Raw genomic sequence first — 10,366 nt, 5'->3', positions numbered from 1 at the left:
TGTCCATGAGGTAGCCGGACAGCGCGCAGAGCTCGAGGAAGGGGGCGCCGGGGTCGAGGAGGAGGCCGATGCGCTCGCGCGGCAGCAGCTGGCCGCGCTCGTGGAACCGCGGGCCGGCGGCGGCGGAGGCGCGGCGCGCCCGCTCCTCGAGGGCGCCGGTGCGGGCGAGCAGGGCGAGCATGGCCTCGCGGTTGGCGGCGAAGGCGTCGCTCGTCGGGGCGATGCGGGTCTCGATCACGGCCATGACGCGGCTCATTCCTCGCTCAAGTTCCGACAGACTGGCGGCCCGGCTCCCCGTCGTCTTGTGCGGAGTGGCTGATGCGGGGTTTGCAGGTGGTGCGGAGGACCAAGAAGGCCCCACCCGCACCCTCGCTGCGCGAGGAGAGGGGGACTTCGACGGCGTGCCTCGTGCTGGCGGCTCGAGCCTGGCCCGACCGATGTGGCGACGTGCGACGCCGAAGGCCCCTCCCCGCGCAGCGGGGAGGGTGCGGGTGGGGCATTCATCGGGCTCGGCAGTGTCTCAGAAGCCCGGCTTCACGCCCTGCTCGGCGGCGGCCTTCTCCTGCGCCGCCAGGGCGCGGCGATAGCCGTCACGGCCCTTCAGCCGCTCCCAGTAGGCCGCGGTCTGGGGCTGGAAGTCCTTCGACAGGCCGATGGTCTCCGCCAGCATCAGCGCATAGCCCACCGCGACGTCGGCGACGGTGAACCGCCCCCCGGCGAGCCATTCTTGTTCGAGAAGATGGGCGTCGAGCATGCGCAGCCGGCCGTGGAACCACTTGGCGTAGTCCTCGACGACCTGGGGCTGGCGCCGTTCCGCCGGCTCGAAGCGGCCGTAGCGCAGCACGAGTGTCTGCGGGAAGGTCAGCGTTGCGTCGCTCTGGTGCAGCCAGTTGAGCCAGAGGCCGTAGTCGGCCTCGTCCGGCCGCACCGCGAGGGGCGTCGGACCGTGGCGGACGGCGAGATATTCGCAGATCGCCGCGGATTCGCTCATGCGGGTGTCGCCGTCGACGAGAAAGGGCACGGTGCCCAGCACGTTGACGCCGAAATAGTCCTTGGCGAAGGCGCGCGGCGGGAAGGGCAGCACCTTGAGCTCATAGGCGAGGCCCATTTCCTCCAGCGTCCAGAGCGGCCGGAAGGAGCGGGCGGACATGCAGTGATAGAGGATCATTGGCGGTTGCTCATGCCCGGCAGGGTGCCCATGGCCTTGGCGATGATGGAGAGCATGACCTCGTCGGCACCCCCGGCGATCGAGGTCAGGCGCGCGTCGCGATAGTAGCGGGTGACGGGCGTCTCGTTCATGTAGCCCATGCCGCCCCAGTACTGCATGCAGGCGTCTGAGATCTCGCGGCCGATGCGGCCGGCCTTCAGCTTGGCCATCGAGGCCAGCGTCGTCATGTCCTCGCCGGCCATCATCTGCTCGGCGGCGCGGTAGATGAGCGAGCGCAGCAGCTCCACCTCGGTCTTCAGCTCGGCCAGGCGGAAATGCACCACCTGGTTGTCGAGGATCGACTTGCCGAAGGCCTGGCGGCCACGGGTGTATTCGATGGTCTGGTCGATGATCCACTCGGCCGGCTTCAGGCAGGCCGCGGCGCCCCAGAGCCGCTCCTCCTGGAACTGCATCATCTGGTAGGTGAATCCCTTGCCCTCCTCGCCGATGCGGTTGCGCTTCGGCACCCTGACCTCGTCGAAGAAGATCTGCGCCGTGTCGGAGGCGCGCATGCCGAGCTTGTCGAGGGTGCGTGCGACGGTGACGCCCTTCTCCTTCATGGGCACGCAGATGAGGGACTTGTTGCGGTGGGCGGGCCCATCGCCGGTGTTGGCGAGGAGGCAGATCCAGTCGGCCTGGGCGCCGTTGGTGATCCACATCTTGCCGCCGGTGATGACGTAGTCGTCGCCGTCGGAGCGGGCCGTGGTCTTGATGGAGGCGACGTCGGAGCCCGCGCCCGGCTCGGAGACGCCGATGCAGGCGACCTGCTCGCCGGACACAGCGGGCGCCAGGAACTCGCGCTTGACGTGGTCGGAGCCGAAGCGGGCGAGGGCCGGCGTCGCCATGTCGGTCTGCACGCCGATGGCCATGGGCACGGAGCCGCAATGGATCCCGCCGACCTCCTCGGCCATCAGCAGGGCGTAGGAATAGTCGAGTCCCATGCCGCCGTATTCGACCGGCTTGTTGAGCCCGAGATAGCCGGCATCGCCGAGCTTCCTGAACACCGTATGGGCGGGAAAGCGACCCTCGGCCTCCCAGGCGTCCACATGGGGGTTGATCTCGGTGGCGATCAGCTTCTGCAGGCTGCGCCTGACCTCGTCGTGCTCGGTGGTGAACAGCATGGCGGCATCCGGCTCCGGTGGTGGTCCCGCGGCAGGCTAGGACCGGCGCGTCCCCGCCGGCTTGCGTGAACTGGTCACGCCGAGAGGGCCGGGGCGCCCCGGAAAATCTCGAGTTCGCGGGATCCCGAGAAGATGGCGCGCGGCTGGAGGCCGTAGAAGCGGCGGATCGAGTGGGAGAAGTGCGTCGAATCGGGATAGCCGATGTCGAGCGCCAGATGGGCCATGTTGATGGTCTCGTTGGCGAAATTGAGCAGGTGGCGGGCCCTCTTCCAGGCCCGGCAGGCGCGGAAGGCGATCCCCGTCTCCTGCTTGAACAGGTGCAGGAACCGCGACACCGAGAGGTTGACGAGGCCGGCGCAGTCGGCGGCGGTGAGCGCCTCGCCGGGCCGTTCGCCGAGGGCCGTCAGCACGCGCGCGATGCGCGGATCGAGCGCCCGCGGCTGAAGCGGGGCGCCGAAGACGGTCCTGTCGAAATCGGCGGAGGTCAGGCCGTGCCGCGGCCGCTCGGCGCGCAGGCGGGCGCAGGCCTCGCGCAGCATGGCGGCGAGGGCGGCCTCGTCCATCGCGCCCAACGTCGCGGTCAGCCGCGCCAGCGCGGCGGGATCGACCGATTCCGGCTCGACCAGAACGCCGACGACGCTTGGATGCTCGGGCTCGATGCTGTGCTCGCGATAGGGCGGCATCACCGCGGCCTCTACGAGGCGGTCGGGCTCGCCTGCGACAGAGAGCCTCAGCCGTCCCTCCATACCGGCGAAGACGATGAGGGCGCCCAGAGTGCGCTTCTTCGGCCGGCCGAGAAGACCCGCATAGAAGACGCGTTCGGGCCCGACCAGCATGAAGCGCCCGGCGTCGCGCGACGATCCCTGCATGTACGTCCTCCGGAAATGTCTTATGATTTTGCGCACGACTATAGCGCGCGGGCCCGCCCTTGCCACCGCGCCGAAGGATACAGGCCATGGGACCGAATTCCCGCCACACCCCCGGCTTAGCCTAAAAACTCACGCGCGGCTGCCCTGCGCCGGAAGCGTTGCTCGCCCCCCCGAACCTTCGGCTTATGGCCCGCTTCGGCGGACCTTTTTAGAATTCGCCCCGCCCTTCTGGAGGAATTGATATGAAACGCCGTAATTTCCTGGCTGCCTCGGGTGCCGGCCTCGCCGCCGCCGCCGTCGCAGCCCCCGCCGTCGCCCAGTCTTCGCCCGAGATCAAGTGGCGCCTGACGTCGAGCTTCCCGAAGTCGCTCGACACGATCTACGGCGGCGCCGAAACGATCGCCAAGCAGGTGGCCGAACTCACCGACAACAAGTTCCAGATCCAGGCCTTTGCCGCCGGCGAGATCGTGCCCGGCCTGCAGGCGCTCGACGCCGTGTCCAACAACACGGTCGAGATGTGCCACACCTGCTCTTACTACTATGTCGGCAAGGACCCGACCTTCGCCATCGGCACGGCCGTGCCTTTCGGCCTCAATGCCCGCCAGCAGAACGCCTGGCTGTTCCAGGGCGGCGGCAACGAGCTCTTCAACGAGTTTTACAGGAAGTTCAACATCTACGCGATGCCGGCCGGCAACACGGGCGCCCAGATGGGCGGCTGGTTCCGCAAGGAGATCAAGACGGTCGCCGACCTGCAGGGCCTGAAGATGCGCATCGCCGGCATCACCGGCCAGGTGCTCAGCAAGCTCGGCGTCGTGCCGCAGCAGGTCGCCGGCGGCGACATCTATCCGGCGCTGGAGAAGGGCACCATCGACGCCGCCGAGTGGGTCGGCCCCTATGACGACGAGAAGCTCGGCTTCAACAAGGTGGCGCCGTTCTACTACTATCCCGGCTGGTGGGAGGGTGGCCCGACCGTCCACGCCATGGTCAACATCGAGAAGTGGAACTCCCTGCCGAAGGCCTACCAGGCGGCGCTGACCAACGCCTGCACCACCGCCAACACGGTGATGGCCGCCAAGTACGACCTGCAGAACCCGGCCGCCCTGCGCCGCCTTGTGGCTGCCGGCACGCAGCTGCGTCCGTTCTCGCAGGAGGTCATGGAGGCCTGCTTCACGGCCGCCAACCAGCTCTACGGCGAGATCGGCGCCCGCAACGCCGACTTCAAGAAGATCATCGAGGCCATGCAGGCGACGCGGTCGGAGCAGTACCTGTGGTGGCAGGTCGCCGAGTTCACCTACGATGCCTTCATGATCCGCGCCCGCGCCCGCGCCGGCCGCTGATCGTTCTCAACATCTGCCATGACGGGAGGCCGCGTCCGCAAGGGCGCGGCCTCTCGGCCGTTTGGGGGGCCGGAAAGGCCGGAAAGGGAGCCCTGCCGGAATCAACGGGCTCCGGGTCTGGCGCTGGACGGGCGATCGGTGGCAGTTTGCGCCCCCGGCCCGGTCCCGTTCGGGGTCCGGCTCCGTCTTGCATCCGCAAAGGACGACATCGATGTCCAACAATCTCAAGTTCTACATCAACGGCGAATGGGTCGCCCCGACCGGCAGCGCGACCCTCGACGTGATCGATCCCTCCACGGAAGAGGCCTTCACGCAGATCGCGCTCGGCAGCGAGGCCGATGTCGACAAGGCGGTGAAGGCGGCGCGCGAGGCCTTCAAGACCTTCTCGCAGACCACCAAGGAGGAGCGCCTCGCCCTGATGCGCAAGCTCCTCGAGGTCTACAACAAGCGCTTCGCCGACGTCGCCGACGCCCTGTCGCGCGAGATGGGCGCGCCGAAGAAACTCGCCCACACCGCCCAGGCGGGCATGGGCACCGCACACCTGTCGAAGATGATCGAGACGCTCGAGAACTTCGAGTTCGAGGAGCTTCGCGGCACGACGCTCATCGCCAAGGAGCCGATCGGTGTCGTCGGCATGATCACGCCCTGGAACTGGCCGATCAACCAGATCATGTGCAAGGTCGCCCCGGCGCTGGCCGCCGGCTGCACCATGGTGCTGAAGCCGAGCGAGATCGCGCCGATCAACGCCATCATCTTCGCCGAGATCATGCACGAGGCCGGCGTGCCGAAGGGCGTGTTCAACCTCGTCAACGGCGACGGCCCGACGGTGGGCGAGGCGATCGCCCGCCATCCCGGCGTCGACATGGTGTCCTTCACCGGCTCGACCCGCGCCGGCGTCCTGGTGGCCAAGGCGGCCGCCGACACGGTGAAGCGCGTCCACCAGGAGCTCGGCGGCAAGTCGGCCAACATCATTCTGCCCGATGCGGACATCGCCAAGGCGGTGAAGCTCGGCGTCGAGGGCATGATGCGCAACTCCGGCCAGTCCTGTAATGCGCCGACGCGCATGTTCGTCCCGGCCGCCAAGCACGACGAGGCCAAGCAGGTCGCCAAGGAGACCGCCGAGAAGCTGAAGGTCGGCCCGGCCTCCTCCGAGGAGAGCTGGATGGGCCCCGTCGTCAGCGAGGTGCAGTTCAACAAGATCCAGAAGCTGATCGAGAGCGGCATCAAGGAGGGCGCGGAGGTCGTCACCGGCGGCACCGGACGTCCCGAGGGCCTCAACCGCGGCTACTATGTGCGCCCGACCGTCTTCGCAGGCGTCACCGACGACATGACCATCGCGCGGGAAGAGATCTTCGGGCCCGTCCTGTCGATCCTGCCGTACGACAGCGAGGAGGAGATCGTCGAGCGTGCCAACAACACGCCCTATGGCCTCGCCTCCTACGTCCAGTCGGGCTCGCTGGAGAAGGCGCGCAGGCTCGCCGCGCAGATGCGCTCGGGCAACGTCTACATCAACTACCCCGCCTGGGACGCCGGCGCGCCCTTCGGCGGCTACAAGCAGTCCGGCAACGGCCGCGAATATGCCGAGTTCGGCCTCGAGGAGTTCCTCGAGATCAAGGGCACGGTCGGCTACGGCGCCGCCTGATCGTCATTTCCGGTTGCGACATGCGAAGGGCGGCCTCCGGGCCGCCCTTTTGCGTTCGGCCCTCAGTGCGAGCCGACCTCGGCGGCCCCGAGTTCGCGCAAGGCCGTTTCCACCTCGGCGATGTGACCGCGGCTGAGATCGACGGAGAGGCGCAGGCGCCCGTGCAGGGCGGGACCGCCGCTCACGCCAGGCGCGCCTTTGTCGGCACCGGCCGGGTCCGTGCCTGCCGAGTTCTCCGCACCCTCGGGCTCGACGAAGATGTCGGCCCGGTTGATCCGGTGCTGCTGGACGAGGTGCTCGACCGCCGTCTCCGCCGCCTCGCGGGTCGCGAAGCTCGCCACCACGGTCCGCACGCTTTCATCCGCCATCGCTCTGGTCTCCGCATCGCTGTGTCCGGGCTTCCGGGCGAAACCCATGCCCAAAAAGCGGCGCGCCGCGGCATTTGTTCCGGAGAAGAGGCGCTCCCGACCTCCAAAAGGCCCGCGGCCGTGGTGCGGGTAGGCTGGCACCGCAAGAGGTCACCGATCACAGGCCCGCGACCCATGCTCACGAAAATGCGAGTATGCAACGATGCAACCATCCGATTGCGTCAGTTATTGCATTTTCTCAAGTTCGTGATTGGCAAGTGAACGCCGGCAGGTCCATCTCACCGGTGTCGACGGCGGACACCTCCCGCCGACACACCAACACCTTCCGGGTGGCGCGTGTCCCTCCCCGCCCGGTTCCGACTGGAGTACGTCATGAAGAAGATCATCCTCGCCGCCACCCTGCTGGCCCCCCTCGCTGCCGCCGTTCCGGCTCTCGCCCAGGTCGACGCCTCGGCCAACGTCGCCGTCACCCCGGCCCGTGAGACCCCGCGCGAGTTCACCTCCCGCCGCGTCCTCGAGGTTCCCGCCGCCCTGAACCGCGGCGAGCAGAGCCAGATCAACCGCCAGGGTCAGTCCGGCAATTTCTGATCCGACCCCATGGGCAGGGCGGGCATCGGCCCGCCCGCCCCTACCCCCGACCGGCAGGGACATGAGAGCCCGCCGGACATCTGAAGGAGACATGTCATGAAGAAGATCATCCTCGCCGCCACCTTGCTGGCCCCCCTCGCCGCCGCCCCCGCCTTCGCCCAGGTCGAGGCCACGGAGCGCAACACGGTGACGCAGTACCAGACGCAGTCGCCCCGCGAGTTCACCGCCCGCCGCGCCTACCAGGCTCCGGCCTCGCAGGCCCAGCAGGCCCCGAACAACCAGCTGCAGGGCGGCAATTTCTGAAGCCAACCACCCATCGAGACTACCGAGCGCCGGGGCCAACGCCCCGGCGCTTTCGCATGCGCGACAGGCGGAACGGAGCCGTCTTCGGGCAGGAATTTCCGTGACGGAGAATTCGGTGGCGGAGAATGGTACAGCCGCCCCGGATCGAACGGGGGACCTCCAGAGCCACAATCTGGCGCTCTAACCAACTGAGCTACGGCTGCACATGCCCATGGGAGGAAAACCTCCGGAGCGGCGCGCAACCTAGTCCGAAGGGACCGGCAATGCAAGGCGCTGGAGGCGCCCTTCCGCGCAGGCGGGACGATTTTCGCAAAGCCTTGAACGGACGAAAGATTTCGGCTCCGCCGAGGCGGGCTGCCGAGAAAAAAGCCCGGGCGCGGGCCCGGGCTTCGAGGTGTGACCGCGGCTGCAAGACGCGGTCGGGGAGATCGTGGAGGGGGCCGCCCCGAGGGGCGGCGACCCGATCAGGCGGTGGCGGTCTTGAGAACCTTGCCGACCTTCTCCTTGACCGGCTCGACGGTGTCGGTGGCGGTCTTCTGCGCGATGGCGGAGAGGTCCTTGCCCTGGGCCTGGAAGGTTTCGAACAGCTTGCGGGCATAGGCCGTCTGCAGCTCGATCATCTCGGCGAGCGACTTGGCGCCCATGAGGTCACGGGCATGGTCGAAGCTGGCGTTCATATTGACGCGGGCGGCTTCGAGGGCCTTCAGGTTGAAGTCCTTCATGCCGGCGGTCGCGGTCGAATAGGTGTCCTCGACGAGGTCGGTGGTCTCTTCAGCCGCCGCCTTCATCTTGGCGTAGCCGTCCTTCATCTGGGCGACGGCCTTGTCGGCCGCCTCGCGCATGGCGGCGGGAACCTCGACCTTGCTGAAGTCGAAGGGGGCGCTGTCGAACTTCGGCATCTCGAACTTGGTGAGATCGAAGGTCGGGAACGGGAAAATCGCGGCGGTCGCCGGCTTGTCGGTCTTCGGCGCTTTTGCAGCCTGGCTCATGATGGGCCTCCTCGCGGGGACGCTAGAACGGTATGTCGCCGCTTCCGCTTCCCCGCTGGAGGTGGCGCGACGAGCCGGTCCGCATATCGATCGCAGACCATCACGCAGCGAAATATAGGGGATTCCATGGTGCGATGCAATAAAATATTGCGTCGCACAAAGCGTGGGACAGATCAGTCCTTCGCGGGTGCCTTCGGCGCGAGGGCATGGCCCAGTTCGCGCGCCTGCTGCTCCATGGCCTTCATCTGGTCCTGGAGGAAGCGCGTCTGGATATCCATGACCTCAGCCATGTCGCGGGCCTGAACCAGGCGCTGGGCATAGTCGAAGCTGGCCGCGACGTTGGTCTCGGCAAAAGCGATGGCCTTGCGACCGACGTCGCCGGGTTTCACCGAACCGGCCGAGGCATCCATGGCGGAGACGGTGCGCTGGGCGGCACCCACAAAGCCGTCGAAGGCCTTTCGCGCCTGCTCGACGCTCTTGTCGGCAAACTCCCGCATCTCCTGCGGAATGTCGTAGGCCCCAGGGGTCTTGCCGGGCATGCAAACCTCCCGAATCGCGACCGCTCGCGGCGGCAGCGGCATCATAGGCCTTCGCGCGACCGGGGCGAAAGCTCTACGCTGTTACGCCGCGGAATGCCCTGTGGATCTCATCCGCCGGTGGTTTCCCCCGGGGGGCGGAGCCGCGCCAGCTCGCCGCGCACGTGTGCCAGTTCGGCGACGATGGTGTCGAGCCGGGCGCGCAGCTCGGCGTCGGCACCGGCGGGATGGGTGAGCTTCGGCTGTCCCTCGTCGGTCTCGGCGTCGAGGGCGGTGACGACGACGCCGATGAAGAGGTTCAGCGCCATGAAGGCGGTGATCACCATGAAGGTGATCATCACGAACCAGCTGTAGGTGAAGCCCTTCTCGGTCAGCGGCTTGACGATGCCGCCGGACCAGTCGTCGAAAGTCATGGCCTGGAACAGCGTGTAGGTGGAGGCGCCGATGCTGCCGAAATGGTCGGGCAGCGCCTGGCCGTAGAGCTTCGTCACGATGACCGCGAAGACGTAGAAGATAATACCGAGCAGGAGGCCGATGGAGCCCATGCCGGGCATGGCGGCGATGAGGCCGCCGACGACGCGGCGCAGCGAGGGCACGGCGGTGACGAGGCGCAGGACGCGCAGGATCCTGAGGGCGCGCAGCACGGAGAGGCTGTCGGTGGCGGGCACCAGCGCGATGCCCACGACGAAGAGGTCGAACAGGCTCCAGGGGTCGCGGAAGAAGGCACCACGCCTGACCGCGATCCGCGCGACGATCTCGGCGACGAAGATCGACAGGATCACGTGGTCGATGGTGGTGAGGGCCCCGCCGATCTGCGCCATCACCGCGGGACTGGTCTCCAGCCCCAGCGAGATCGCGTTGATGATGATGAGGACGATGATGGCGGTTTCGAAACGCGGGTGCTCGATGAGGGCGCGCAGCTTGGCAATCATGGGCGAGATGGGTCCCGGAGGCGGAATTTACCTTGCCTAACACGGGTTCTTGACTACCGCCACGGCAGCGCGGGCAGAGAAGGGCATGACCTCGGGTCCGGATTAACCCTAACTACGGGTTGACGTGGCGGAAGCGCCCTCCTGGCGTGGACGTTTCGGCTCTGTTCCGACACAATCCCTCAACAGATCATTTACCAATGGCGCGTGCCGGATCGGGCACGCCGCATCTCGTGCCCGGGATCGACCGCATGACATCCCCGCTCCCCCACCTGTCGGCGATCCTGGCTGAGCCGGACGTCGCCCGCCTGATGGCGGAACCCGGCCCGTGGTGGCTGTGGACGTCGGATGCGAGCCGCCTGGTGGTGGCCAATACCACCGGCGCGCGCGCCATGGGCGCAGGCGGCCTCGCCGCCGCTCTCGATCGCGACTATGGCGCGACCCATGCCTTCGCGGCCCAGATCGGCCGCCTCGCCC

12 protein-coding genes, 1 tRNA gene and 1 pseudogene are annotated in these 10,366 nt (G+C 67.7%); 5 read left to right on the top strand and 9 right to left on the bottom strand.

From position 1 onward, the window contains the following. The 4 genes and pseudogenes from ACT6XY_RS21170 to ACT6XY_RS21155 all read right to left on the bottom strand — a co-directional run. Window positions 1-244 (bottom strand): annotated as a pseudogene (locus ACT6XY_RS21170) (acyl-CoA carboxylase subunit beta); the annotation flags it as partial. Window positions 245-520: 276 nt separating this feature from the next. Then, window positions 521-1,168, bottom strand: a complete 648-nt coding sequence (locus ACT6XY_RS21165) for a glutathione S-transferase family protein (RefSeq protein WP_444750288.1) — start codon at window positions 1,166-1,168, stop codon at window positions 521-523. Further along, the gene (locus ACT6XY_RS21160; protein WP_444750287.1) at window positions 1,165-2,328 is read right to left on the bottom strand and encodes an acyl-CoA dehydrogenase family protein; all 1,164 of its coding nucleotides are present in this window, start codon (window positions 2,326-2,328) and stop codon (window positions 1,165-1,167) included. Before ACT6XY_RS21160 ends, ACT6XY_RS21165 begins: the two co-directional genes overlap by 4 nt. Before the next feature lie 74 nt (window positions 2,329-2,402). Then, the gene (locus tag ACT6XY_RS21155) at window positions 2,403-3,197 is read right to left on the bottom strand and encodes a helix-turn-helix domain-containing protein (protein WP_444750286.1); all 795 of its coding nucleotides are present in this window, start codon (window positions 3,195-3,197) and stop codon (window positions 2,403-2,405) included. A 242-nt stretch (window positions 3,198-3,439) separates the two neighbouring features. Here ACT6XY_RS21155 and ACT6XY_RS21150 point away from each other — a divergent pair, with 242 nt between their 5' ends. Both ACT6XY_RS21150 and ACT6XY_RS21145 read left to right on the top strand, forming a co-directional pair. Next, window positions 3,440-4,534 carry a TRAP transporter substrate-binding protein gene (locus ACT6XY_RS21150; protein ID WP_444750285.1) on the top strand — a complete coding sequence of 365 codons (1,095 nt, stop codon included), beginning with the start codon at window positions 3,440-3,442 and terminating at the stop codon, window positions 4,532-4,534. A 211-nt stretch (window positions 4,535-4,745) separates the two neighbouring features. Next, entirely contained in the window at window positions 4,746-6,176 is a 1,431-nt protein-coding gene (locus ACT6XY_RS21145; RefSeq protein WP_444750284.1) for an aldehyde dehydrogenase family protein, read from the top strand. A 62-nt stretch (window positions 6,177-6,238) separates the two neighbouring features. Here the strand turns inward: ACT6XY_RS21145 and ACT6XY_RS21140 are convergent, their stop codons facing one another. Further along, complete coding sequence (locus ACT6XY_RS21140; protein ID WP_444750283.1) at window positions 6,239-6,544, bottom strand: hypothetical protein; 306 nt, start codon at window positions 6,542-6,544, stop codon at window positions 6,239-6,241. 372 nt (window positions 6,545-6,916) lie between these two features. On the opposite strand from ACT6XY_RS21140, the gene ACT6XY_RS21135 reads away from it, so the two are divergent. Together ACT6XY_RS21135 and ACT6XY_RS21130 are read left to right on the top strand one after the other, a co-directional pair. Continuing rightward, window positions 6,917-7,132 carry a hypothetical protein gene (locus tag ACT6XY_RS21135; RefSeq protein WP_444750282.1) on the top strand — a complete coding sequence of 72 codons (216 nt, stop codon included), beginning with the start codon at window positions 6,917-6,919 and terminating at the stop codon, window positions 7,130-7,132. A 96-nt stretch (window positions 7,133-7,228) separates the two neighbouring features. Further along, complete coding sequence (locus ACT6XY_RS21130; RefSeq protein ID WP_444750281.1) at window positions 7,229-7,435, top strand: hypothetical protein; 207 nt, start codon at window positions 7,229-7,231, stop codon at window positions 7,433-7,435. A 126-nt stretch (window positions 7,436-7,561) separates the two neighbouring features. Here ACT6XY_RS21130 and ACT6XY_RS21125 read toward each other — a convergent pair. The 4 genes from ACT6XY_RS21125 to ACT6XY_RS21110 form a co-directional block, all read right to left on the bottom strand. Further along, a tRNA-His gene (locus ACT6XY_RS21125) sits at window positions 7,562-7,638 on the bottom strand. Between the two features lie 261 nt (window positions 7,639-7,899). Then, entirely contained in the window at window positions 7,900-8,424 is a 525-nt protein-coding gene (locus ACT6XY_RS21120; protein WP_444750280.1) for a phasin, read from the bottom strand. 173 nt (window positions 8,425-8,597) lie between these two features. Beyond that, entirely contained in the window at window positions 8,598-8,963 is a 366-nt protein-coding gene (locus ACT6XY_RS21115) for a phasin (RefSeq protein WP_444750279.1), read from the bottom strand. Between the two features lie 107 nt (window positions 8,964-9,070). Next, window positions 9,071-9,892 carry an ion transporter gene (locus ACT6XY_RS21110; protein ID WP_444750278.1) on the bottom strand — a complete coding sequence of 274 codons (822 nt, stop codon included), beginning with the start codon at window positions 9,890-9,892 and terminating at the stop codon, window positions 9,071-9,073. 248 nt (window positions 9,893-10,140) lie between these two features. Between ACT6XY_RS21110 and ACT6XY_RS21105 the strand changes: the two genes are divergently transcribed. After that, a partial coding sequence (locus tag ACT6XY_RS21105) for a hypothetical protein (RefSeq protein ID WP_444750277.1) occupies window positions 10,141-10,366 on the top strand: 226 nt, incomplete at its 3' end.

Origin of the sequence: Phreatobacter sp., from assembly GCF_052440005.1 — a bacterium.
GTDB lineage: Bacteria > Pseudomonadota > Alphaproteobacteria > Rhizobiales > Phreatobacteraceae > Phreatobacter.
This window is presented reverse-complemented; position numbering and strand designations above follow the sequence as displayed.

Bases quoted from the DNA above. Each gene is read 5' to 3' on its own strand.
- ACT6XY_RS21165 (WP_444750288.1), bottom strand. From the start codon at position 1,168: ATGATCCTCTATCACTGCATGTCCGCCCGCTCCTTCCGGCCGCTCTGG.
- ACT6XY_RS21160 (WP_444750287.1), bottom strand. From the start codon at position 2,328: ATGCTGTTCACCACCGAGCACGACGAGGTCAGGCGCAGCCTGCAGAAG.
- ACT6XY_RS21155 (WP_444750286.1), bottom strand. From the start codon at position 3,197: ATGCAGGGATCGTCGCGCGACGCCGGGCGCTTCATGCTGGTCGGGCCC.
- ACT6XY_RS21150 (WP_444750285.1), top strand. From the start codon at position 3,440: ATGAAACGCCGTAATTTCCTGGCTGCCTCGGGTGCCGGCCTCGCCGCC.
- ACT6XY_RS21145 (WP_444750284.1), top strand. From the start codon at position 4,746: ATGTCCAACAATCTCAAGTTCTACATCAACGGCGAATGGGTCGCCCCG.
- ACT6XY_RS21140 (WP_444750283.1), bottom strand. From the start codon at position 6,544: ATGGCGGATGAAAGCGTGCGGACCGTGGTGGCGAGCTTCGCGACCCGC.
- ACT6XY_RS21135 (WP_444750282.1), top strand. From the start codon at position 6,917: ATGAAGAAGATCATCCTCGCCGCCACCCTGCTGGCCCCCCTCGCTGCC.
- ACT6XY_RS21130 (WP_444750281.1), top strand. From the start codon at position 7,229: ATGAAGAAGATCATCCTCGCCGCCACCTTGCTGGCCCCCCTCGCCGCC.
- ACT6XY_RS21120 (WP_444750280.1), bottom strand. From the start codon at position 8,424: ATGAGCCAGGCTGCAAAAGCGCCGAAGACCGACAAGCCGGCGACCGCC.
- ACT6XY_RS21115 (WP_444750279.1), bottom strand. From the start codon at position 8,963: ATGCCCGGCAAGACCCCTGGGGCCTACGACATTCCGCAGGAGATGCGG.
- ACT6XY_RS21110 (WP_444750278.1), bottom strand. From the start codon at position 9,892: ATGATTGCCAAGCTGCGCGCCCTCATCGAGCACCCGCGTTTCGAAACC.